Consider the following 23,671-nt stretch of genomic DNA (forward strand, 5'->3'; position numbering starts at 1 on the left):
ATCACCGGAAGTCCATCCAGTGCCCGTGCGGGGTCCAGCCCATCATGAAGGGCAGCTCAATCCGGCAGATCGGCCCCTTCGTGATGTCGTGGGTGTCGAAGATCTGATACTCGCCACGCTTCTCCGCCCACCACGACACGGGCACGATGATGTATCCATCGCCCTCCGGCGAGTCCTTGTGGCGCGGGGCGAAGGTTGCCTCCAGGACCGCAGCGGGCTGGTCGGTACGGATGACGAACTCCTGGTCGGCCAGCGTCGTCATGTCGGTGACGACCAGGCTGTTCATGCGCATGCCGCCGCGCTTGATCTCGCCGCCCACCTGGTAGCCGAAGGTGTAGCCCCTGCCGTAGAAGCGCTCGTCGACCTTGGGCAGCTCCGACGGACGGTCGGAGAGCTGCTCGGCGGTGGCCTTGCCGGTGGTGAGGTCCACCGTCCACCGTCCCAGGTGGCTGCGGGCGATGGAGAAGAACAGCGCCACGTCGTCACCCGCGGCGAAGTCCTGCTCCAACGGGAACGGTGGCCGGTTGAAGATGGGCCCGTCGAGAGTGAGCAGGTTCCCGGTCACGTTCGCCGACAGCGTGTGCATGATGTACTGCGGCTCGAGGTCGGTGGTGATGTAGCGCACCGGGGCGGTCATGTCGTGACGGGGGATCAGTGCCAGGACGATGGGCAGGTCGGGGTCCCAGCCGAACACGCTGGTCTCCTGCTTCGTGATCCGCTGCTTGTCGATCAGGAACGGCTGGAACGGCATCACCATCCAGTCCTGGGTGAGCCAGATGTCGTGGGCGACCGAGTTGTACGGCGCGTCCCACAGCTCGCGGCTCTCGACCCCGCCGTCGGGATGGACGACGTGGACCGTCACGTACGGCGCAGTGTCGCGGTAGGCCCAGCCGTAGAGTACGCCCGTCTCGTGATCCCACTTGGGGTGTGCGGTGAACGTGGCGTCACCGTAGGCGGCGGGCTCGTGGATCCCGGGGGAGAGCTTGGGGGACCAGTTGACGATCCCCTTGGTCTCCAACGTAATCGGGTCCAGCGCAATGGGGGCGCCGCCCTGCTCCGAGGACGCGACCATCTCGCCCGCGAAGGGGAAGACGTTGATGTTGTTGGTGCCCTGGGGGACACCGGTCGTCCACCGGTCGCGCTTGACGTCGCCGTAGCCGTACGTGCGCCAGTCGTGCCAGTCGCCGTCGGTCCACTCGAACATGCCCCGCTCGTGCTGTTCCTCGAGCAGGTACTTCGGGGTACGCACCCACCGGTTGCGGAAGTCCGCGCGTCCGTCGCGGAGCACCAGGCCCTGCACCATGCCGTCCATGCCGAGTAGGCCGTTGGTGCCCTGGCTGGTCGGTCGCTTCCAGGTCGGCCCGACCCGGTAGAAGCCGCCCGCGAGATCCTTCGGGATCTCCCCGTGGGTGACGATGCACTCCTCGACCGTCGCCTCGAAACGCATCGGCTGGAACGGCCCCTTCAGTCGGGCCTCTTCCGGCAGTGGATACCCCATGGAACAGTCCTCCGGTCCGTCAGGCGAACGATCCGTCCGATCGAGGTGTGACGATGCCGACCGCACGGATCCCGCATATACCTCGAACACTGTAAACGATCGTTCTGTGATCATGCCAGCGCATCGTCGTGCAACCGATTTCAGTGCACGTAGATCGGCCTCTGAGGGTCCTGTGGGCTTCCGGACGTGAGCGGACCAGAGGTGAACGGGCTCGCTGCCGCGTCGGTGGGCGTCGGTTGACCCGAGTCGGTGCGGAGTTCTATATTTGAGACGTTCTGGCTCAATAACATGCGGGCGGCGGCGCCCGTGACCTTGGAGGCGGGGTATGCAGCCCCGCCTCAGGTCCCTACGAAAGGGGCAGTGGTGAACCACGTTCGGAAGGAGAGTCCCAGGGCGGACGGCCCGGGTCCGGCCATCGACCCGGGCCGGCTCCGCGCAGCACTCGCCGACGGGAACATCCCCACCCTGCTGATGGTGCTCGCGCACACAACGGGGGACGAGAAGTGGCTCCGGGACCCCTATCGGCCCCGACGGCCGAAGGGCCTCGACGACAACGACTCCGGTGGCCTGCCGCCCGAACGGCAGGACGAGGTCCGGAAGGCGGTCCTCGACCTGGTCACGTCCGGGGCCCGCCCGGCGTCGTCCCCGGAGCCGGAACGGGTGGCGGCGATGCTCGAGGTCGCCATGGACGAGCCGGTGCCCGCGGAGTACGGACCCCTGCTGAGCGAGGAGCTCGGCCTGCGGAGCCGCGACGTCGATCTGCCGGACCGCATCGGCGACCTGGATGTCCTGATCATCGGATCCGGCCTGTCCGGTCTCTGCCTGGCCGTGAAGCTGGAGGCAGCCGGGGTTCCCTACACGATCCTGGAGAAGAACCCCGGGGTCGGTGGGACCTGGCTGGAGAACACCTACCCGGGCTGCGGCGTCGACACGCCGAGTCATCTGTACTCGTTCTCCTTCTTCCCGAACTCTCGCTGGGACCGCTACTTCGCCAAGCGGCCGCAGGTGTCGGAATACCTCGAGCGGCTCACCGACACCTACGGGGTCCGAGGCAACATCGAGTTCGGGGTCGAGGTCGAGCGAGCGGACTACGACGCGGGCACGGCGTCGTGGACGGTCGTGGCACGCGGTGCGGACGGCGTCCGGACCGAACGCTCCGCACGCGTGCTGGTCTCCGCGGTCGGCATGGTCAACCGCCCCTCGGTTCCGGCGCTGCCTGGTCTGGAGTCCTTCGCCGGCCCCCGGATGCACACCGCCGAGTGGCTGCCCGACGTGGATCTGACCGGGAAGCGGGTGGCCGTCGTCGGCACCGGGGCGAGCGCGATGCAGCTCGTGCCGACGATCGCGGGCCGGGCCGAACAGGTCACGGTGTTCCAGCGGTCCAAGCAGTGGGCGCTGCCGCACCCGAACTACCTGCGCGAGGTCTCCGACAGCGTCAAGTACCTCATGGAGGTCGTTCCGTACTACACCGAGTGGTACCGGCTGCGTGCCTTCTGGAACTTCTCCGACCGGCTGCACCCGTCGTTGCAGATCGACCCGGACTGGCCGCACCCCGAGCGGTCCATCAACGCCATCAACGACCGGCACCGTGTCTTCCTCACCGACTACATCCGCTCGGAGCTCGGGGACCAGGCCGAGGAGCTGATGGACGACTGCCTGCCGGACTACCCGCCCTACGGCAAGCGCCCGCTGCTGGACAACGGTTGGTACCGCACGATCTGTCGGGACGACGTCGACCTCGTCGCTGAGGGGGTGACCGAGGTCCGGCCCGACTCGATCGTCACCGAATCGGGTGCCGAGTACCCTGCCGACGTGCTGGTGCTTGCCACCGGGTTCCGGACGCTGCAGTTCCTGTGGCCGATGGAGATCCGCGGGCGGTCCGGCCGCACGCTGCGCGACATGTGGGGCAGGCAGGACGCGCGCGCCTACCTCGGTGTGACCGTCCCCGACTTCCCGAACTTCTTCATCCTCAACGGACCCAACACCAACGCGGGCCACGGCGGGAGTGCCATCATCGCCACCGAGTTCCAGGTCCGCTACGTGCTGCAGGTCCTCGACGCCATGGTGCGTCGCGACCTGTCCACGACCGAGGTCCGCCCCGAGGTGTTCGAGGCCTACAACCGTGAGCTGGACGAGGCGCTCGCGCACTCGATCTGGGTGCATCGGGGGATGAGCACCTACTACCGCAACGAAGCCGGACGCGTCGTGATCAGCAGTCCGTGGACCTACCTGGACTACTGGGGCCGGACGCTGGAGGTCGACCTCGACGAGTACCACGTCGAGCCGGCCCGGACGCAGCAGCGGGCCTCGGCGTGAGCGGGGGGCCGCTGCAGGGACTCAAGGTGGTGGAACTCGCCGGCATCGGACCGGGCCCGTACGCCGCCATGCTGCTCGCCGACCTGGGGGCGGACGTGCTGCGCGTCGACCGTCCTGCGGGGGGCGGCAGTGCGGTACCCGCCGAGCACGACGTGCTCCGCCGCGGGCGGCGCAGCGTCGTGCTGGACCTGCGGCGCCCCGAGGGCGTCCGTGCGGTGTTGGAGGCGGTGGCCTCGGCGGACGTCCTCCTCGAGGGCTACCGTCCCGGCGTCGCCGAACGGATGGGACTCGGGCCGGAGCACTGTTGGGCGGTCAATCCGGCTCTGGTCTTCGGCCGGATGACCGGCTGGGGGCAGACCGGTCCGCTCGCCTCGACCGCCGGGCACGATCTGGGCTACATCGCTCTCACCGGTGCGTTGCACGCCATCGGCCGACGAGGTCAGCCGCCGACGCCACCGCTGAACCTCGTGGGTGACTTCGGCGGTGGGTCGACCTTCCTCATCATCGGGGTCCTCGCCGCGCTGTGGGAGGCCCGGTCGTCCGGCCGCGGTCAAGTGGTCGATGCAGCCATCGTGGACGGTGCCGCCTCGCTGACCGGTCTGCTGCACGGCATGCTCGCCGCGGGGCTCTGGCGCGACCGGCCGGCGTCGAACATGCTGGATTCCGGTATGCCCTGGTACGACGTCTACCCGGCGCGCGACGGCGGCCACCTCGCGGTCGGGGCGCTGGAGCCGGCGTTCTTCGCCGAGTTCGTGCGCATCCTCGGGATCGAGGCCGACGAGGGCGACCGGCGCGACCCGATGCGTTGGCCTGCTCTGCGCGAGCGAATCGCGAAGGCGTTCTCCACCCGCGACCGTGACGACTGGGCGGCCGTGTTCGAGGGGACCGACGCCTGCGTCGCGCCGGTGCTGGGGCTGACCGAGGCCCCGGACCACCCGCACCTCGCCGCTCGGGGCACGTTCGTGGAGATCGGCGGGGTGCGGCAGCCCGCTCCGGCACCGCGGTTCAGCAGGTCGGTCCCCGACCTTCCCGCGCCCCCCGCCGCGGCGGGTACCCATACCCGGCAGGCGCTGGAGGACTGGGGCGTCACCGCGGTCGACGAGCTGATCGCCGGAGGTGTCGCGCACCAGGCCTGATCCCTCGGGCGCATGATGCCCGGCCCCGTGGCGGGGCCGGGCATCACGCGTTGCGGACGAGGATGCGGGCGTCCACCTCGAACACCACGGTGCCGGTGCCGGTGGAGAGCCTGCCGAGGGTCCGGACGATCGCGTCGTCGCGGCCGGGGCGCGGGGTCACCGCCACGATCTCCACGCGGCCGGAGAGGACGTCACCGGGCCTGCTGGGAGCCAGGAGGTGCATGCCGTCGGTGCCCATCCCGGCGACGACGGCGACCCGGCGGAGGAAGGCGTCCACTTGCAGCCGCTGGAAGACCGCGAGCACATGCACCCCGCTGGCGATGACACCACCGAACCGGAGGGCCGGGGCCGAACCGGGTTCGGTGTGGTGCGGCAACGGGTCCCACGCCCGTCCGAAGTCGACTATCTCGCGCTCCGAGAGCCTGTGGGAGCCGATGTCGAACACGGTCCCGACCGCGAGGTCCCCGGCGAGCAGCAGCACGCCGGGGACCGCCGCGGAACCGCCGTTCAGCGGCCCAGCCGGCGACGGAGGTCCTTCGCGCCGACGAACCGCGCGAGCTTGCCCATCAGCTGGCTGCGCTCGGCCATGGTGGGGTACCAGTACAGTTCGGACTTGAGGTTGAACCGCTCCTCGATGATCGGCTTGGTGCGGCAGTACTTGCGGATGCCCGTCGCACCGCCGAGCCGGGCACCGATGCCCGACTGTCGCCTCCCGCCCATGGGGACGGGTAGCTGGAAGACGTTGGTCATCGCGTTGTTGACGTTCACGGTGCCCGAGTCGATGCGTTCGGCGACCCGGCGGCCGTGCCGGTGGTCGCGGCTGAAGACACTGGCCGCGAGGCCGTAGCGGGAGTCGTTGGCCAGCCGGACGGCCTCGTTCTCGTCGGCCACCTTCATGATCGGGAGGGTTGGACCGAAGGTCTCCTCTTGCATGCACCGCATGGTGTGGTCGACATCGACCAGGACCGTCGGTTCGAAGAACAGGCCGGGTCCAGGGATCCGCCGCCCACCGGTCAGAGCCCGTGCGCCACGGCCGAGCGCGTTGTCGACGTGCGAGGTGATGATCTCGAGCTGGCGCTCGGTGGCGATCGCGCCGACGTCGGAGGAATAGGACTGCGGCTCGTCGGAGCCGACCCGCAGAGTCCGAGTGAGCTCGACGACCCGGCGGACGAACTCGTCGTAGACGGCCGCCTCGACGTAGACGCGCTCGACCGACACGCAGATCTGGCCCGCGTTGTAGAAGGCACCCCAGACCGCGGCTGAGACGGCACGGTCGAGGTCGGCGTCCGCGAGGACGATGAGGGCGTCCTTGCCGCCGAGCTCGAGACTGCACGGCACGAGACGTTCGGCTGCGCGGATGCCGATCGCGCGCCCGGTCTCCACGGACCCGGTGAACTGCACCATGTCGACCTCGTCGACGACTGCGGCGCCGGTCGCCCCGCGGCCGGTCACGCAACCGAGCACCGGCGGTGCGCCGATCTCCTCGTTCCATCCGCGGACGGCCTCGGCCCAGGTCAGCGGTGTCTCCTCGGACGCCTTGCTCAGGACCGCACAGCCCGCCATCAGGGCCGCAGGCGCGTCGAGCATCTGCATGGAGAGCTGGGCGTTCCAGGGAGTGATGATGCCGACGAGCTGGTGCGGTGAGTAGGTGATGCTGAGCTTCTTGGTCATCATGGCCGGACTGTGCGGCCGCTGGCGCTCCGGGCGGAGGAATCGTTCTCCGTGCTTGAGGTAGTAGTTCAGCGTGTCGACCGCTGGGGTGATCTCGCCGAGCGCGAGGTCGCCCCACGACTTGCCGGTCTCCTCCTGCACCATCCGGAGCAGTCGCTGCTCGTTGTCGAGCAGCCAGTCCCGGAACCGGCCGAGCCACATCCGGCGGCCGGCGAACCCGATCGCCTCCCATTCGGGCTGTGCCGCCCGCAATCGGGCCGCTACCTGCGCAACCTGGCCTGCGTTCATGTCGGGGACACTGCCCACCACCCGCCCGTCGGCCGGTGACCGTACTTCGACCCCGGTCTCGTTCCGGGTGGTGTCCGAGGACTCGCGAATGGCCGACGACATCGGTCCGCTCCGATCCCCGCCGTCGGTCGGACGGCGGCTGGCTGCTGCGCTGCACCTGCTCCCGAAGGATGCCGCAACCGATCGTCGGAACGATCGTTGACTCCACGAAACCTCGGGGGCATTATTGATATCAGATGCCTCAAAATAGGGCCAGGCTCGTCCCGGCCGCCCGGCCGGCGACTCCGCACGGTCCCCGAGCCGCACGACCATGGAGGTCCAGCACCCGTGACGACTACCGCCGACAGCGCTTCCGGGACCGGCAGCGGCACGACACCGGGTGAGGACACGGCGGCGCTGGCCCGGCTGCTCGACGGCCGTCGCAGCTGCCGCCAGTACCTGGCCGAGCCGCTGGAGCGCAGCACGGTGGAGACGGTCCTCGATCTCGCACGCCGCACGCCGTCGTGGTGCAACACGCAGCCCTGGCACATTGTGGTCACCGACGGGGACGGCACCGACCGATTCCGCACCGCGCTGCTGGAGCACCTGTCCACGGCCGGGATGGCCCCGGACTTCCCGTTCCCGGAGCGCTACGAGGGCGAGTACGACCTGCGGCGGAAGGAGTGCGCCTGGCAGCTCTACGAAGCGGTGGGCATCGCTCGCGGTGACCGGGCCGCATCCGGCCGGCAGACCGCTCGCAACTTCGAGTTCTTCGGTGCCCCTCATGTCGCGCTCGTGACCACCGAGGCGGCCCTGGGCACCTACGGCGCCGTCGACTGCGGTCTCTACGTGCAGAGCTTCCTGCTCGCGGCCGAGAGCCTCGGCCTCGGTGCGATCCCGCAGGCCGCGCTGGCGGCGTACGCCCCGTTCATCCGCTCGTACTTCGGGCTGCCCGAGACCCGCCGCGTCGTCTGCGGAATCTCCTTCGGCCGCCCGGATCGCGAGGCGGCGGCCAACAACTTCCGGACCCATCGGCGTCCGGTCGAGGACACCGTGACCTGGTACTCCGGCTGAGTCCGGTCACGACCACACCCCCGAACCCCCCGACGAAGTGGAGGAACCCGATGAAGATGGACGCCGCGGTGCTGTGGGAGCCCGGGACGGACTGGAGTGTCGAGGAGGTCGAGCTCGACGGTCCCAAGCACGGCGAGGTACTCGTCCGGTGGGAGGCCAGCGGGCTGTGCCACTCCGACCACCACCCGAGGGCCGGTGACATTCCGGCGTCGCTGCCCGCTGTCGGGGGGCACGAGGGCGCCGGCGTCGTCCTGGAGGTCGGCGACGGTGTGTCGGGCTTCAAGGAGGGCGACCACGTCGTCGGGTCGTTCCTTCCAGCGTGCGGGAAGTGCCGGTGGTGTTCCACCGGGCAGCAGAACCTGTGCGATTTCGGCGCGCTGATCATGGCCGGGCACAACCTGGACGGGACGTTCCGCCGCCGGGCTCGGGGAAGGGACGTCGGCTCGATGTCGATGCTGGGAACCTTCGCCCCCTACGGCACGGTCCCGGAGCAGTCGCTCGTCGCGATCGACGAGGACATCCCGCTCGACAAGGCGTGCCTGGTCGGGTGCGGTGTGACGACCGGGTGGGGTTCGGCGGTGAACACCGCCGGCGTCCGGCAGGGCGACACGGTGGTCGTAGTCGGGATCGGGGGCATCGGCGCCGGTGCGGTGCAGGGCGCCCGGCTGGGCGGCGCCGAGCAGATCGTTGCGATCGACCCGGTCGCGTCGAAGAAGGAGCACGCCGAAGGTTTCGGGGCCACCCACTTCGCACCGAGCATGGCCGACGCCGTCGAGCTGGTGCGCGACCTGACCCGGGGCGTGATGGCCGACTCGGTCATCCTCACGCCCGGGCTGGTCGAGGGAAGCATGATCGCCGAGGCGCTAGAGCTGACGCGCAAGGGCGGCGCCACGGTCGTCACCGGTCTGGCGTCGGTCACCGACACTGCCGCGCAGATGTCGTTGGTCATGTTCACCCTGTTCCAGAAGCGGCTGCTCGGAAGCCTCTTCGGTGAGGCAAACCCCCGGGCGGACATCCCCAAGCTGCTCCGGCTGTACCGGGCGGGCAAGCTCAAGCTCGACGAGACCGTGACCCAGGAGTACAAGCTCACGGACATCAACGGGGCCTACGACGACATGCTGGCGGGTCGCAACATCCGCGGTGTGGTGCGCCACCAGCACTGAGCGACCCCACGCCGGCACCACGACACGACGGCCGCCCACCGGTGCTCCCCGCCGGTGGGCGGCCGTCGTTGCGGTCGGGTGGGCGTGCGGCGATCACCCGTCGAGGGTGCTGAGTGCCCGCAGCGCCATGTCCCGCAGCAGCGGAACCGCGTCTTCGGACTGTTTGCTACGGGCGGGTCGGGTGGCGTCGGACAGCATGAGCGCGTGCACCGCCCGCATCGCTGTGGTGATGCGTTCTGGTGGGGCTCCGGGATACCGGGTCTCGAGGCACACGCGCCACCGGTCGATGTAGCGCTGCTGGCGCCGCCGGTACGACTTGCGGTACGGGTCGGCGAGCGAACGTTCCTCGCGCAGCCAGATGGCCGCGAGCTTCGGGTGCTGGGCGGAAAACCGAACGTGCGCCTCGACCAGGCCCTCGAGGTCGGCTGCCGGATCCGGGCCGGGGGCCTGGATACTCAGCAGCAGGGCATCGATGGCCTGGTCGAACAGCACGCCCAGGATCTCGTTCTTGCCGTCGAAGTGTCGGTAGATCGCCGATCCCGACATGCCGGCGAGCTCGCCGATCGCATCGACACCGACGCCGTCGAAACCACGCTCGAAGAAGAGCTGCTCGGCGGCGTCGAGGATCTGCTTTTCACGGCCCACGTGCACCGATCCTAGGAGAACGTCCGATCCGGGGCCGGACGCCGCGCCTAGTAGGACCTCGGCAGCCCGAGGGTGTGCTCGGCGATGAAGTTGAGGATCATCTCCTTGGACACCGGTCCGATCTTCAGCATGCGCAGCAGGAACCAGTAGTTGCTGAGCTGGTACTCCAGAGCCACGCCGTTGCCCCCGTGGGTCTGAATGGCCGCGTCCAGGCAGTGCAGGCCGGCGTCCACACCGGTCAGCTTCGCCATGTTCGCGGCCTCGCCGCCGTCGAGGCCGAGGTCGTAGAGCATGCACGCCTTCGCCGTCATGAGCCGCGAGGTCTCGAGTGCGATCTTGGACTCGGCCAACGGGTGGGCGATGGCCTGGTGGGATCCGATCGGCGCCTTCCACACGGTGCGCTCGCTCGCGTAGGCCACCGCCTTCTCGAGTGCGTAACGGCCGACTCCGGTGCAGATCGCGCTGACCAGTAGCCGTTCGGCGTTGATCCCCGCGAACGCGGCGCGGATACCGTGGTGCTCCGCGCCGATCACCCGGTCCGGCGTGATGCGCACGTCGTCGAAGTAGACCGTGGACTGCTTCTCCGGCACCTGCAGAGCCGTGGGCAGCGGCTGGTGGCTGACCCCCGGCGCGTCGGTGTCGACGATGAACAGCGTCAGCAGTCCGCGCCCGGACCGCTCGTCCTGCCCGGTCCGGGCGACGACGATCGCGAACTCCGCCTCGTCGAAGCCCGAGATGTAGTACTTCTGACCGTTCAGGATCCAGTCGTCGCCGTCGCGACGTGCCGAGGTCGAGATGTTGAACGAGTTGTGCCCTGCGTCCGGCTCGGTGATCGCGAACGAGCTCATGATCTGCCCGGTTGCCAGGCCGCGCAGCCAGCGGTCCTTCTGCTCCGGGGTCCCGTGCTGGGCGAGGATCGTGCCGTTCACCCCGGGGGAGAACACCGCGGCCAGCGCCGGTACCCCGGCGGCCGCGGTCTCCTCGAGTACGGCGGCGACGTCGTAGAGGCCGCCGCCGCCGCCGTCGTACTCCTCCGGGAGGTGCACCCCGAAGAAGCCGCCCCCGGCGAGCTCGTTCCACAGCTCGGTAGCCGGCTTTCGCTCGTCCACCACACGCTGGAAGTACGGAGCGCCGTACCGCGAGGAGATGGAGGCCACGGACTTGCGGAGGAGGACCTCCTCGTCGCTGGGCACGAGGGGGAGTGAAGGGGTGACCGACGGCTGGGGCGTCATCGACGTGTCCAATCCCGGCGGCAGCTCCGCCGACTGAGAACGATCGTTCCTGTCAGGTCTTGAGTATGACACAGCGCATGTGCTCAAGGCAGAGGTACGGACGTGACCAGGTCGATCCACGATGCAAACGATCGTTCGACGGTGCTTGCCTTGCTCGACTTCCCAAACGATCCTGGGGCGTGGGTGCGATCGGTACCCGTCCGGAAAGGAAGTCGTCCGTGCAGACCTATGACCCCTTGTCGGTGTTCGGCGCCGTCGAGCGCAATGTCGTCGCCGTCGTGCTGTTGGTGGCGGTATGTGGCGTCGCGACGCTGACCTACCTGATCTCGGCGTTCCGGGCTGCGTCGCGCACCCGGCTGTATCCGGCGGCCTTCACCGCGGTGGGCTTCTTCGGCGTGCATGACCTGACCTACGTACTGAACTGGCCTGCGTGGCTGTCCGGGCCGCTCTCACACCCGTGGACGATCCTCTGGTTGGCGGGTCTGGCGGTCACCACCGTCATTGAGTTTGCCCTGGTGGCCCAGGTGTTTCGCTTCGGTCGCTCGGAGCTCATGCCCTGGGCGTCTCAGCGGCTCTTCGGCGCACTCCTTCTCGCGGGTATCGGCGGTATCGCCGTGGCGTGGGTGGTCGTGAAGAGTGCTCTGCACGATCCGCTGTTCCTCATCTCTTTCGCGGTGACCGCTTGGATGGGGCCGGTGTTCGAGTCCGTGCTACTGACCCGACGCAGGTCGTCGGCCGGACAGACGATGACGATGGCCTGGTCGTTGGTCGCCGTGCAGGTCGGTCTGTTCACGGCGTGGGCGTTGCTCGACGCCTTCTTCCGCTCCCCGATCTTCCTCGCGTTCGGAGGCTCCGCGGTGGTGTGGGCGGTGGCGAACGTAGCCCTGCTCCGACGCGCGGGTCCAGGGACGCGTCGACTCGAAGGCTGAGGCGCGGTCGGGGCGTCGGGTAGACCGTCGAAAGTCACTCGAACGGGTTTTATGGCTTCTTCGTCTCGAAAGTGCGTGACTTCAGACCGGAACGTTCGTTCTGGCCTGTAGCGGTCCGAGCGGCAGGCCTCGGGCATCGAGAGAGGAACGACGATCATGGGTGCGAGGTTCACACGCCGAGCAACGACGCTGGTGGTGGCCGGTTCGGTTGTGGCCGGGACGTTGCTGGGGGCTCCGGCCGCAGCGTGGGCGGTGACGATCGTCCCCCAGCCCGGCACACCCTGTTCGACAGGAGCGGAATCGATCGACTGCGCCGTCGACGACGCGATCGCGGCCGTCGCGGCCGGCGACGGTGCGCGCGCTGCCAGCATCGTCCGCGGCGCCGGCATGAGCGAGCAGTCGGACCGGTTGGCTGACGTGATCTTCCGGGCGGGTGTCGTCGCGGTTGATGAGGGACGAGGCGACACCTACGCACCGGCCGTCGCGACGATGTTCACCGACGGTGGAGCGCCGCTCGCCGTGGCCACCGATTCCTTCCGCATCGCCGGGACACTCGCGGCCACGAACGGGCTCACACCGGACCAGGCCCGGGCCGGATCAGCGGCCATCGCCCAGACCTACGCCGCCTACGCGGTCTGAGGAGAGCAATCGTGGACATCAGAGTCGCTCCCTCCGCCGCCCGGCGACGACGTCGTCCGGCGTGGGGCCGCACACTGCTCGTATGCGCGGCAGTGACCTCGGTGCTGCTCGCCGGTGCTGGAGCCGCCATGGCCGACAGCGACCGACGTATCGAAGAGTTCGGTCCGATCCCGAACCCGCTCGGCACCCCGTGTGAGATCGAGTTCGATCGTGACGGGTACCTGTGGATCGAACAGATCGCGGCGAACTCAATGGGCCGGTTCGACGTCGAAAGCGGCGAGTTCCGCGAGTACCCGCTGCCCACACCGGGCGCCATCCCCGGCGGCATGGAACTCGGCCCGGACGGCGGCATCTGGTTCCCGGAGGTCATCGGGAACCAGATTGTCCGCCTGGACCCGGCGACGGGCGGGATGCGCGAGTTCCCGCTGCCCTGGGCCGGCGCACTCGGCAACGGAGGAGGCGGCCGGTACGGCGCGAGCGCGTCCGATGACCTCACCTTCGGGACCGACGGAGCCGCCTACTTCACTCTGATCGGTCTCAGCGCGATCGGCCGGTTGGACATCAAGACCGGTGAGTTCTCGAAGATCCCGATCGCTACGGGTGCGGTCATCGCCATCATCCAGCCCGGACCGGGGGACACGATCGTCGCGGCTGAGACCGTGCGCAATCAGATCGTCGTCCTCGACCTGCACACCCTCACGGTGCGCGAGTTCCCACTTCCTCAGCCGCTGTCCGGCCCGCAGGGCATCACCACCGGTATCGACGGCGCGGTGTGGTTCACGGAGGCGCTGGGGCAGCGACTCGGGCGGCTCGACGTCGAGACCGGCGAGATCACCGAGGTCGACCTGATCGCGAAGCGCGGGGACCAACCGCTGCCGATCACCCCGGGGAATCCTCTGCCGGTACCGACGACCATGAAGACCGCCGGCGACGGCAAGCTCTATTTCACCCAGGGTGGCCTGCTGTTCCCCAGCTTCGGGAACAAGATCGGTGTCTACGACATCAGGACGGGGCAGCTCGAGGAGATCACCACCCCGTCTCCGGCATCGACGCCGTGCGACTTGAACACGCAGAAGGACGACGAGGTGTGGGTCGGACTGCTCGTCGCGAACAAGGTGGGCCGAATCCAGCTGGGGTGACAGTCGCCGGGGGTTGCGAGCGATGCCAGGACGAGGCCTCCAGTCGGTGGATCTGCGCTGGGCTACTCGGTTCCAACTGTCGCGCACCGTCGGAGCGGACCTGCGATTCCTCGGTGAGCACGCATTGATCAAGGCGAGTCCATCGCAGTGTGCTCTTCGGGGATCGGTCATCCAAGCCTGCTGAAGGGGAAGGATGAAACCTCGGTGGAACGCCTTCGGCGTGGCCTGTCGGCCCGGTGGCTCAGCACGACCGGTCCCCCGGTCAAGGGCGCTGCGCTGGCGCTCCGCGTCGCCTGCGGCCGGCCCTTGTCAACCCCATGTCAATCTCGGGGTGGGTCGTTCCCATCGCCGGAAGTGTCCCGCCGTCCTCGTCGGTGTCCAGGCCGGTGCCCTTCGGGTGGCCTTCGGCCAGCCTGGACACCGCCTTCGGGCGGCTGGTGCCGGCCGCTATGGGAAAGCGACGCCGGGCCTGGTCAGGACGCCATCGCGTTGTCGCCGGCGGGTGTCGTGCGCTGGTCGCGGGCGGTGATGGCGGCGGCGTGGCGGTCGGGGTCGTAGGGGTGTTCTCGGTCCAGCAGCGCCAGATGATCCGCAGCCAGGCCCGGGCCAGGATCCGGATGGCGTGGGCGTGGTTGTGTCCGCGTGCTCGGGCTCGGGCGTAGGTGTCCTGGGCCCAGGGGTGGGCGGCGCGGCTGCCGTCGGCGAAGTCGACGAGTGCTTGGCGCAGGCGGCAGTTGCAGCCGCGGCGGAAGGCGACGTAGTGCGACCGGCCCGATGCCCGGGTCGAGGGGGAGATCCCGGCAGCGGCGGCGAGGGCGTCGTCGGTGGGGTAGCGGCCGCGGGAGTCGCCGATCTCGGCGAGCCGCTCCTTGAGGTTGCGCAGCAGCGCGACCAATTCGCCGGTGATGACCTGCGCGGCGTCGGCGGCGGGCCCGTCGGGGTGCCCGGCCGGGGCCTGGCGCAGGTGGTCGAACAGTTGGGCCGGGGTGCGGGTGTCGGAGCGGGTGTAGCGGGCGCTGCGCAGCCAGGTCGCGAGGCGTTTCTCCGAGAGCCAGGCGGTGTGGCGCGGGGTGGGGAACCGGTCGAGGAAGGCGAGCGAGACCGTCCCGGCCAGGTCGTGGAACAGCCCGACCGCGCCGGGGTGGGCGAGTTGCAGGTGAGCGCGGAGCTGGTTGTGCGCGGCGACGCGGGCCTTGACCAGGTCGGCGCGGGTGCGGATGAGCATGCGCAGGCCGATGGTGGCGTCGGTGTCGAGGGTGAGCGGGGTGAGGCGGCGGCGGTCGGTGCGCAGGACGTCGGCGAGCAGGTAGGCGTCGAAGCGGTCGTCCTTGTTCCTGGCTGTGGAGTAGCGGGTGCGCAGGGCGGTGACCTGGCGGGCGGGCGAGGCTCCGACCCGCTGGGCGGGAGTGGACCGAGCAGCGCGGCCACGACCGGGCCGTCGCCGCGCGACCAGCGCGCCATCTCCAGCGCATCGAGCACCATGCTGGTGCGCATGTGCCCGGCGACCCGCCAGCCCACGATCATCCGCGAGAAGGCGTCGACGATGAAACACACGTAGGCGACCCCGGACCAGGCCGGCACGCAGGTCAGGTCGGTAACCCACAGCTGATTCGGCGCGTCGGCCCGGAACTGGCGCTGCACCAGGTCCGGATGGCGCGCCGCGACCGGATCCGCCCGAGTGGTGCGCAGGCGCTTGGTCCGTCGGGCGCCCTCGATACCCGTCGCGCGCATCAAGCGGGCGACCTGGTCACGGCCGACGTCCACGCCGTCGCGGCGGGCGGCCTTCCACAGCTTGCGTGCTCCGTAGACGCGGTAGTTGTTCTCCCCCAACGTGACCAGCCGCGGGGTCAGGTCGATGTCACGCAACGAGCGAGCCGAGGGCGGTCGCGTCTTGGCGGCGTAGTAGCTGCTCGGGGCCACCTGCAGCACACGGCAGATGAGCTCGACCCCGAGCCGGCGCCCCTCCACGACGTCGTCGCGGTGGGCGTCGAAGAATGCCACTACCTGCGGTACTGGCGGTCGAGCTCCGCCCCGAAGAAACTCGCAGCCCGCCTGAGCACCTCATTGGCCCGGCGCAGTTCGCGGACCTCTTGCTCGAGCTCGCGTACCCGGGCTGCCTCGTCGGTGGTGACACCGGGCTGGTGGCCGTCGTCGACGTCGGCTTGGCGCACCCACAACCGCACCGACTCCGCGCCGTAACCGAGCTGATCGGCCACCCGCTTCACCACACCGTGATCGTGTCCCAGCTCGGTGCGCAGGGTGCGGACCATCCGCACCGCCGCGGCCTTCTCCTCCTGCGAGTACCGCCGCGTCGTCGGCTTGCCCGCAGTGCGTTCTGACGGCATGACTCCATCCTCGTTTCCAAGGTCAAGAGTCTCTACAGCACCCAGGGCGGCTCACGACTTCACGAGCGGCGGGGTAGGAATTCCGGCCGCAGCTTCGAGATTTCAGGTCCGCCTGGCCCCACCTAACCGACTGAAGGCCATGATCTCGATTCCGGACTGGGGGTGTGACACGCCGCGTGACGCGAGCTGTCGACAAAAGGAGTTGCCACAGCAGCTCGTGAATACCGATCAGCGATTATTGTTGCAGGTCGTTGAGGCAGACGAGAGCCGCGAACTTCCTTCAAAACTGCCCCTCATAGGCCACCTTTGGGACCGGTGACTAGTGGTTCGACCCCGCGGTCCTTTCCTTCTCGCCAGGTGATGACGTCAAGGACCCGAAGAGCGGACACAGAGGAGTCGAGGGACGCCCTGTCGCACAGAGTGGGTAGACGGTGGTGAAGGGCGTTGTCCTGGGCGCGGAGTGCTTACCGTACAGGCTCCCACTGGGCGACTCGTGTGTTGGTGACCTGTACGACGACTGAGTCCCAGATGGGACGTCCCTTCGGGCGCTTGCGGGCGACGAGCTTGCTCGCGAGTGTTGGTCCGACGGCTGGAAGTTCACGGAGCGCGGACATGAGTGCCCAGCCGGGCCAATCGTCGGCGAGACGCTTGTCGATCTCGACAAGATCGCGATCGGACCCGAGGTCACGGAGAGTCGATTCGTTACGATGGGCTGGAGGATCTGAGCCCACGCTTTCCCCCACGCTTACGTTCGATCGCCAGTGCATGCCGGTGACTGTCCGAGTTGATCGACCCGGTTGCTGACCAGCACGATCATGTTTGCTCGATCGCCGCTGATCAGGGCCCGTCAGTGGACCAAGGACCCGTCAGGTTGCCGGTTCGAACCCGGCCCGCCGCACAGAAGTGCAGCGACGCAGGCGATGCTCGCGGGTGCCGCCGACGATCACCGTGGCGACGGCGGGCAGCAGGTGAGCTCGCGCGGGGCCACGGTCGCCGAACCGGTGCGGCCGGCGAGCAGGACGACCGGCGGCGCCCTGGCCTGGCTGCACTGCTCCTCGCCCAGCTCACGTCGGAGTGCCGGGTGGGGCAGAGCTTCTCGTCCACGGTGACATCAGGACGACCACCGTCGATCTGCTGACCGTTGCCCGTGCGCCGGGTGAGCCGCCGGCGGTCGGGGTCGGTGCGGCGGGTACGGCGGACAAGCCGGCCGACGGGCTGACCGAGCACGGCGCGGAGAAGATCTACGTCGCCGAGACCGAATCCACGGACTTCCTGTCCCCGGAGACGACGGCGCGCCGGAGCGGACCGCCGTCACACGGCCCCGTCCGCGTCGCGGGCCCGGCCGGCGGCCCGCGGCGCCGCCGGCGGCGGAGCGGCCCGGAGCAGGCCGGACGCCACCGCCGGGAACACCAGGACCGACACCATGCCGGCCGCGACGAGCGCCGCGCCGGTGGTGGGGGACAGCACCCGCAGCCGCAGCCCGATCTCCACCGCCGCCACCACGAACGGCAGCGTCGTCGCCTGCAGCAGGCCGGCCGCGACCGCCCGGCGGGTGCCGAGCCGCGGCCGGTAGAGCAGCGCGGGCAGCCCACGCACCAGGAGCAGCGCGACCACGAACAGCGGTACCTGGGCCTGCGCCGCACCGGATGTGGCCAGTGCCCCCGCGTCGAAGCGGATGCCGCTGGTCACGAAGAACACGGGCACGACGAACCCGTAGCCGATCGCGTCCAGCTGCAGCCCGGTCTGCGGGTGCACGGTGGCGGCGTCGGTGTCGACCAGGCGCAGCACCGCACCGGCGAGGAACGCGCCGAGGATCGCCTCGAACCCGAGTCCCTGGGCGAGCGCGACGAACACCACGAGCAGCAGGACCGCGAAGCGGATCCGGATGTGCGCGGTCGTGCCGGCCAGACCGGCGAACACCCGTTCCGCACGCATCGCGATCCGCGCCAGGGCGAGCACCACCAGCACCGCGACGACGGCGAGACCCGACAGCAGCACCAGCTTCGTGCCGAGCCCGGTGGCGGCCTCGGAGAAGAACAGCGACAGCAGCAGCACCGCGCCGAAGTCCGCGACCGAGGAGGCGACGACCACCAGCGTGCCGGTGCTCCCGTCGATCTCGCCGGCGTCCTTGAGGACCGGCACCACGAGGCCCAGCGAGGTCGCGCACAGCGTGACCGCCACGAGCAGCGGGGCGCGTGTGAGCCCCAGCGCGGCCAGCGCCAGCCCCGTCCCGAGCGCGAGCGCGAGCGCGAGCGATGCGGCGAAGCCCGCCAGCGCCAGCCGCAGCGACGGCCCGCCCAACCGGTGGACGTCGATCTCCAGGCCGGCGAGGAACAGCAGGAAGGCCAGGCCGATCAGCGCCAGCACCTCGACCGGCGGGGTGACCCGGACCCACCCCAGCACCGACGGTCCGAGTACCACCCCGGCGGCGATCTCCAGCACCGGCGACGGCACGCGCAGCCGTCGCCCGGCCCGGGCCAGCAGCGGCGCGGCGAACGCGACCGCGCACACGACGAGCAGGTCGGTGAACTGCACGGATCCCCCTCCGCCGTGCGGCGCGGGCTCCGGCCGCCCGGCCGCTCACCCCGTGCAGAGCCCGCGGACCGCGCCGCCGTTACGCGCGGCCCGCGGCACGGTGCGCCGCCGGTACCGGGCCACGGCGGCGGTCACGGCGCGCGCCGGCCCGGTCATGTCGGCAGCGCCCCGAGCACGCCGCGCAGACGGGCTCGGCCCCGGTGCAGGAGCACCCGCTGGTTGGTGGGGGTCAGCTCCAGCAGCACGCACACCTCCGCCGGGTCCAGGCCGAGCACGTCGCGCAGTGCGACCACCGCGCGCTGCCGGGCGGGCAGCTCGCCGAGCGCCGACACCAGCGCGTCGCGGACCTCCGCGGCCAGCAGCGCGGGCTCGGGCGACCACGGTGCGGGGACGGCGTCGTCGCGCCGGTGCCCCGGCCGCGGGTCGTCGGCGCCGCGGACATACTCCGGATCGGCCGCCGGGCCGAGCAGCTCGGCGGCGGTGCGGGCCTCCCGCCTGCCGTGCCGGCGGGCCGTGTTGACCAGGATGCGGAACACCCAGGTGCGCAGGCTCGACCGGGCCTCGAACCCGTCGAGCGCGCGGACGACACCGAGCCAGGTCTCCTGCACGACCTCCTCGGCCGTCGCGCGGCTGTGGACGTGGCCGCGCGCGACCCGCAGCATCGCCGGGGACCAGTCCCGCACGATCTCGGCGAACGCGGCGTCGTCCCGGGCTCGCAGCCGGTCGAGGAGGTCGCTGGACTCGGCGAGCACCGGGGCACGCTAGGTGCCCTCGGGCCGGGCGACCACGGCCGAAGGACTCCCCGGCTCACACCAGCTCGCCGTCGGCGTGGACGTGCAGCAGGGCGGGGCCGTCGGCGGCGAACAGGGCGGCCGTCGCGTCGTCCAGCTCCGCGTTGCGGTGCACCGGGATGCCGGTGGCCCCGCAGAGGCGCGCGTACTCCGCGAAGTCCGGGTTGACCAGCGCGGTGTGCCAGACCGGGTGACCCGCGGCGTGCTGCTCCTTGCTGATCTTCCCGAGCGCGCCGTTGTCGATCAGCACGTGCCGGACCGGGATGCCGTGGGCGACGGCGGTGGTCAGCTCGGCGAGGTACTGGCCGAACCCGCCGTCCCCGGTGACCGCGACGACCGGCGCGTCCGGCCGCGCCGCCCACGCGCCCAGCGCGGCCGGGTACCGAACCCGATCGAGCCGAGGTAGCCCGACATGAGGACCGGCTGGCCCGCGCTCTCGAAGTAGCGCCCGAAGGAGTAGGCGTGGTTGCCGACGTCGACGGTGATCACCGCGTCGGGCGGGCAGTGCGCGGACAGCGCGGCGAAGACCGCCGCGCTCGCGACCCCGTGGCCGCGGTCGTCGGCGGCGCGGCGGGCCTTCTCGGCGCGCCAGATCGCGCACCGGGCGGCGACGTCGGGGCGCTGGTCGACCGCGGCGTTCGGCCCCGGGTCGTCGAGCAGCGCGCGCAGCGTCGTGCGGGCGTCGCCCAGCACCCCGGCGGTGACCGGCTGGAACCGCCCGATCGCCGACGGCCGGTCGTCGACCTGCACGACCGGCTTGTACGGCGCGATCCCGGTGTGGTGGGAGAAGGACGCACCGACCACGACCAGCAGGTCGGCCTCGTTCATCAGCCACGACGCGACCGGGGTGCCGGACCGCCCGAGCACCCCCGCGCCGAGCGGGTGGGTGTCGGGGACCAGGCCCTTCGCCCGGAAGGTGGTCAGGACCGGTGCGCCGAGCCGCTCGGCCAGCTCCCGGACCTCCGCCGCGGCGCCGCGGGCCCCGTGCCCGGCGACGAGCACCGGCCGCCGCGCCGCGCGCAGCAGCTGCAGCGCCCGGTCCAGCGCGGCCCGCGACGGTGCGACCGCGGGGTCGGCCCGCCGGCCGTCCGGCCCGCCTGCGGCCTCCTCGGAGGGCAGGTCCTGCACCTCGTCGGGCAGGACGAGGTGGGCGACGCCGCGCCCGTCGACGGCGTGCTTGACCGCCGTCGCGGCCAGCTCGGCGTGCGAGGACCCGGCGTGCGCGGTCACCGTGCTCACCGCGACGTCGCGGAACACCGCCGACAGGTCGACGTCCTGGAAGGCGCCCCGCCCCAGCGCCGGGGACGGCACCTGCCCGGACACGGCGACGACCGGCGCGCCGTCGAGCTTGGCGTCGTAGAGCCCGGTCAGCAGGTTCGACGAGCCCGGCCCGGCGATTGCCAGGCAGACCGCGGGGCGGCCGGTGAGCTTCCCGTACGCCGATGCGGCGAACGCCGCCGCGCCCTCGTGCCGGATCCCCACGTAGCGCAGCTCGCCGCGTTCCTCGGCTCGTCGCAGGGCGTCGGCGAACCCGAGGTTGGAATGTCCGACCATGCCGAACACCGTGTCCACGCCCCACCCGACCAGCGTCTCGACCAGCACGTCGGACACGGTGCGCGACACAGCGGGGACATCCGGCAGCTCCACCCAGGTGCCGTCGTCGCGCTCGGTCACCGGGTAGGCGGCCGGGGCGTCGGAGAAGCCTTCCGGCGGGCGGCCGGTCAGCGGGTCGTAGTCGTAGCCGTGCCACGGGCAGCGCAGCAGCCCGTTCTCGATCGACCCCTCCCCGAGCGGGCCGCCCTGGTGCGGGCAACGGTTGTCCAGTGCGCCGACCCGGCCGCCGCACCGGGTGAGCGCGAGCGACCGCCCGTCGACCACGGCGGTGCGCACCCGGCCCTCGTCGGGCGGGTCGTCGATCCGGTGCCGGGTCATCGGGTCACCCCCGCGTAGGCGACCCCGACCAGGTCGGCGGTCTCGCGCCGCCAGCTGACCAGGTCGTGCGGGGTGAAGTGGGACAGCGCGTCGTGCCCGCAGGCCCGGGCCAGCGCGACCATCAGCCCGGTCACCGCCCCGAGATACCGGGTGAGCTGGGCGGCGGCCCGGTCGACCGGCAGCCGGGACCGGAGGTGCGGCTGCTGCGTCGCGATCCCGACCGGGCAGTTGTCGGTGTGGCAGGCGCGCATCCCGACGCAGCCGATCGCCTGCAGCGCGACGTTCGACACCGCGACGGCGTCGGCCCCCAGCGCGAGCGCCTTCACCATGTCCTGGGCGCGGCGCAGGCCACCGGTCGCGACGAGCGTGACGTCGCGGGCCCCGGCGAGGTCGAGGTGGCGCCGCGCGCGGGCCAGCGCCGCCGTCGTCGGCACGCCGATGGTGTCGCGGAACAGCGTCGGCGCGGCGCCGGTCCCGCCGCCGCGGCCGTCCAGCACGATGTAGTCGACGCCCAGGTCGAGCGCGGCGTCCAGGTCCCGCTCGACGTGCTGGGCCGACATCTTCACCCCGACGGGGATGCCACCGGACCGCGCCCGGACCCGGTCCACCAGCGCGCGGGCGTCGTGCAGCGACGACCAGTCCGGGAACCGGGCCGGTGAGACGGCCGGGGTGCCCGGGGGCAGGCCCCGCACCTCGGCGATCCGCCCGGTCACCTTGGGCCCGGGCAGGTGCCCGCCGGTCCCGGTCTTCGCGCCCTGCCCGAGCTTCAGGTGCAGCGCCTGCACCCGGTCGAGGTGGGCCTCGTCCCAGCCGAAGCGGCCCGACGCCAGCTCGTAGAGGTAGCGGGAGGACTCCGCCCGCTCCTCGGGGAGCATCCCGCCCTCGCCGGAGCAGATCGCGGTCCCCGCTCCCTCGGCGCCCCGGGCCAGCGCGACCTTCGCCTCCGCCGACAGCGCCCCGAAGCTCATGTCGGACACGAACACCGGGATGTCCAGGCGCAGCGGGCGGGCCGCGGCCGGGCCGATCGTCACCGCGGTGTCGACGGGCTCGTCGTCGAGCAGAGGGAACCGGTGCAGCTGCGCGGTCAGCAGCTGCAGGTCATCCCACGACGGGAGGTCGGTGCGGGGGACGCCCATGGCGGCGACGGCGCCGTGCGGGCCATCCGCCCCGTGCCGGGCCAGCCGGTGGATCTCGGAGACGAACGGCTCCTCCGGGGTGTCCTGGTGCGGGTCGTCGAAGAACCGGTCGTAGGTGGACACCACCCGCCGCTCCGGCCGCCGGACCCGGTAGCCCGCGAGCTCCTCGGTGTCGAGCAGCACCTGGCCGCCGGACACGTGGCAGGTGAACTTGTACAGCCGCTCGGCCGGGTTGTACGCCGAGACCCCGGTGTCGAGCCGGTAGTCCCAGCCGTGCAGGCCGCACACCAGGTTCGGGCCCTCCACCCGGCCGTCGGCGAGCAGCGCCCCGCGGTGCGGGCAGCGGCCCTCGAAGACGTGGACGGCCGGTCCGCTGCGGACCAGGACGAGGTCGATGCCGTCGGCCTCGGCGTGGGCGGGCACACCCTCGTCGAGGGTGTCCAGCGCGGCGATCGGGTGCAGGGCGGCCATGCAACGCTCCCGGGGTGCGGCGACACGGGGTCGGGGCAGCAGTGCCGCCGGGCCCGGCGGCCGTTACACGGGAGGTCCCGATGGACACGCACACGCTCGTCACCACCCGCCGCGGCCTGCACGCCGTCGCCGAGCACCTGCTCGCGGGCCCGCAGGAGCGTGCGCACGGCACGATCCACCTGCGGGTCTCCGACGGCGGGTTCGCCCCCGTCCACGGGCCGTGGCGGGTCGAGGGGGCGGAGCTGGTGGGCGGGGGCGGCCGCGTCCCGCTGACCGGCACGCTCGCCGACGTCGCGGCCGCCGCCGGCATCGCAGGCCCCGCGGTGCCGGGCGGCTACGACACGCACGCGGACTGGCCGGCCGGACGCCCGCTGGAGATCGACCCGGCCGCCGCGGCCACGCTCGCCGGGTGGTTCGCCCGGGGCGACGCGGCGCTGGACGCGTTCGCCCCGTACGCCGACCGGGTGCTCTGGCCGGAGCACTTCGACCTGGGCCTGGTGCGCGACGAGGTGAACTACGGCGTCTCGCCCGGCGACGCCGGGCACCCGGAGCCCTACGCCTACGTCGGGCCCTGGGCCCCGCGGTCCGGGCCGTTCTGGAACGCGCCGTTCGGGGCGCTGCGCCCGGCCGCGGACCTGCCCGACGTCGCCGCGCTCACCGCGTTCCTGCTGGCCGGCCGGGACGCGGCGATCCGTCCGCGCCGCGCGCGCCGGTGAGCCGGGCCGGCGGCCCGGTTCCGACGGAGTTCACGG

19 protein-coding genes, 2 pseudogenes and 1 other annotated feature are annotated in these 23,671 nt (G+C 71.2%); of the genes and pseudogenes, 8 read left to right on the plus strand and 13 right to left on the minus strand.

All coding sequences use genetic code 11. From position 1 onward, the window contains the following. Position 1: 1 nt before the first annotated feature. Positions 2-1,498: a carotenoid oxygenase family protein gene (locus WJX68_RS10990; protein WP_340289104.1), complete on the minus strand. Its 1,497-nt coding sequence runs from the start codon at positions 1,496-1,498 to the stop codon at positions 2-4. Between the two features lie 363 nt (positions 1,499-1,861). Here WJX68_RS10990 and WJX68_RS10995 point away from each other — a divergent pair, with 363 nt between their 5' ends. After that, the gene (locus WJX68_RS10995) at positions 1,862-3,814 is read left to right on the plus strand and encodes a flavin-containing monooxygenase (RefSeq protein ID WP_340289107.1); all 1,953 of its coding nucleotides are present in this window, start codon (positions 1,862-1,864) and stop codon (positions 3,812-3,814) included. Continuing rightward, the gene (locus tag WJX68_RS11000; RefSeq protein WP_340289110.1) at positions 3,811-4,950 is read left to right on the plus strand and encodes a CaiB/BaiF CoA transferase family protein; all 1,140 of its coding nucleotides are present in this window, start codon (positions 3,811-3,813) and stop codon (positions 4,948-4,950) included. Before WJX68_RS10995 ends, WJX68_RS11000 begins: the two co-directional genes overlap by 4 nt. A 43-nt stretch (positions 4,951-4,993) precedes the next feature. Here WJX68_RS11000 and WJX68_RS11005 read toward each other — a convergent pair whose 3' ends face one another. Beyond that, positions 4,994-5,431 carry a MaoC/PaaZ C-terminal domain-containing protein gene (locus WJX68_RS11005; protein WP_340289113.1) on the minus strand — a complete coding sequence of 146 codons (438 nt, stop codon included), beginning with the start codon at positions 5,429-5,431 and terminating at the stop codon, positions 4,994-4,996. Positions 5,432-5,457: 26 nt separating this feature from the next. Beyond that, positions 5,458-7,221 carry an aldehyde dehydrogenase family protein gene (locus tag WJX68_RS11010; RefSeq protein ID WP_340289115.1) on the minus strand — a complete coding sequence of 588 codons (1,764 nt, stop codon included), beginning with the start codon at positions 7,219-7,221 and terminating at the stop codon, positions 5,458-5,460. A 15-nt stretch (positions 7,222-7,236) separates the two neighbouring features. Between WJX68_RS11010 and WJX68_RS11015 the strand changes: the two genes are divergently transcribed. Both WJX68_RS11015 and WJX68_RS11020 read left to right on the plus strand, forming a co-directional pair. Continuing rightward, positions 7,237-7,962 (plus strand): nitroreductase, encoded by a 726-nt coding sequence (locus tag WJX68_RS11015; protein WP_340289118.1) that lies wholly within the window; start codon positions 7,237-7,239, stop codon positions 7,960-7,962. 56 nt (positions 7,963-8,018) lie between these two features. Then, positions 8,019-9,125, plus strand: coding sequence for an NDMA-dependent alcohol dehydrogenase (locus tag WJX68_RS11020; RefSeq protein ID WP_340289120.1), 1,107 nt, complete (start codon positions 8,019-8,021; stop codon positions 9,123-9,125). Between the two features lie 93 nt (positions 9,126-9,218). Here the strand turns inward: WJX68_RS11020 and WJX68_RS11025 are convergent, their stop codons facing one another. Next, positions 9,219-9,770 (minus strand): TetR/AcrR family transcriptional regulator, encoded by a 552-nt coding sequence (locus WJX68_RS11025; protein WP_340289123.1) that lies wholly within the window; start codon positions 9,768-9,770, stop codon positions 9,219-9,221. Positions 9,771-9,817: 47 nt separating this feature from the next. Beyond that, a complete protein-coding gene (locus WJX68_RS11030; RefSeq protein ID WP_340289126.1) occupies positions 9,818-10,963 on the minus strand; it encodes an acyl-CoA dehydrogenase family protein in 1,146 nt (381 codons plus the stop codon). A gap of 257 nt (positions 10,964-11,220) precedes the next feature. Between WJX68_RS11030 and WJX68_RS11035 the strand changes: the two genes are divergently transcribed. The 3 genes from WJX68_RS11035 (at position 11,221) to WJX68_RS11045 (ending at position 13,709) form a co-directional block, all read left to right on the plus strand. Beyond that, entirely contained in the window at positions 11,221-11,931 is a 711-nt protein-coding gene (locus WJX68_RS11035; RefSeq protein ID WP_340289129.1) for a hypothetical protein, read from the plus strand. 252 nt (positions 11,932-12,183) lie between these two features. After that, complete coding sequence (locus tag WJX68_RS11040; protein WP_340289132.1) at positions 12,184-12,570, plus strand: hypothetical protein; 387 nt, start codon at positions 12,184-12,186, stop codon at positions 12,568-12,570. Between the two features lie 92 nt (positions 12,571-12,662). Next, positions 12,663-13,709 carry a Vgb family protein gene (locus WJX68_RS11045; RefSeq protein WP_340289135.1) on the plus strand — a complete coding sequence of 349 codons (1,047 nt, stop codon included), beginning with the start codon at positions 12,663-12,665 and terminating at the stop codon, positions 13,707-13,709. Between the two features lie 262 nt (positions 13,710-13,971). Here the strand turns inward: WJX68_RS11045 and WJX68_RS11050 are convergent, their stop codons facing one another. From WJX68_RS11050 to WJX68_RS11080, 8 genes and pseudogenes are all read right to left on the minus strand, one after another. Then, positions 13,972-15,261 carry an IS110 family transposase gene (locus tag WJX68_RS11050; RefSeq protein ID WP_340289138.1) on the minus strand — a complete coding sequence of 430 codons (1,290 nt, stop codon included), beginning with the start codon at positions 15,259-15,261 and terminating at the stop codon, positions 13,972-13,974. Continuing rightward, positions 15,150-16,054 (minus strand): annotated as a pseudogene (locus tag WJX68_RS11055) (IS3 family transposase); the annotation flags it as partial. The pseudogene WJX68_RS11055 and the gene WJX68_RS11050, both read right to left, overlap by 112 nt. After that, positions 15,621-15,755: a sequence feature (AL1L pseudoknot), on the minus strand. Its footprint overlaps the pseudogene before it by 135 nt. A gap of 293 nt (positions 16,055-16,347) precedes the next feature. Continuing rightward, positions 16,348-16,821, minus strand: a pseudogene (locus tag WJX68_RS25225) (DUF6308 family protein). A gap of 544 nt (positions 16,822-17,365) precedes the next feature. Continuing rightward, a complete protein-coding gene (locus tag WJX68_RS11060; RefSeq protein WP_340289141.1) occupies positions 17,366-18,589 on the minus strand; it encodes a cation:proton antiporter in 1,224 nt (407 codons plus the stop codon). Between the two features lie 152 nt (positions 18,590-18,741). Then, complete coding sequence (locus WJX68_RS11065) at positions 18,742-19,341, minus strand: RNA polymerase sigma factor (protein WP_340289144.1); 600 nt, start codon at positions 19,339-19,341, stop codon at positions 18,742-18,744. A 55-nt stretch (positions 19,342-19,396) separates the two neighbouring features. Next, positions 19,397-19,750, minus strand: coding sequence for a thiamine pyrophosphate-dependent enzyme (locus WJX68_RS11070; RefSeq protein WP_340289296.1), 354 nt, complete (start codon positions 19,748-19,750; stop codon positions 19,397-19,399). Then, positions 19,666-21,312 (minus strand): thiamine pyrophosphate-binding protein, encoded by a 1,647-nt coding sequence (locus tag WJX68_RS11075; protein WP_340289147.1) that lies wholly within the window; start codon positions 21,310-21,312, stop codon positions 19,666-19,668. Before WJX68_RS11075 ends, WJX68_RS11070 begins: the two co-directional genes overlap by 85 nt. Beyond that, a complete protein-coding gene (locus WJX68_RS11080) occupies positions 21,309-22,919 on the minus strand; it encodes a glutamate synthase-related protein (RefSeq protein WP_340289150.1) in 1,611 nt (536 codons plus the stop codon). The genes WJX68_RS11075 and WJX68_RS11080 overlap by 4 nt, the downstream gene beginning before the upstream one ends. Before the next feature lie 80 nt (positions 22,920-22,999). Here WJX68_RS11080 and WJX68_RS11085 point away from each other — a divergent pair, with 80 nt between their 5' ends. Beyond that, positions 23,000-23,635, plus strand: coding sequence for a hypothetical protein (locus WJX68_RS11085; RefSeq protein WP_340289153.1), 636 nt, complete (start codon positions 23,000-23,002; stop codon positions 23,633-23,635). The last annotated feature ends 36 nt before the right edge of the window (positions 23,636-23,671 follow it).

This window comes from Pseudonocardia spirodelae, assembly GCF_037727765.1.
Lineage (GTDB): Bacteria > Actinomycetota > Actinomycetes > Mycobacteriales > Pseudonocardiaceae > Pseudonocardia > Pseudonocardia spirodelae.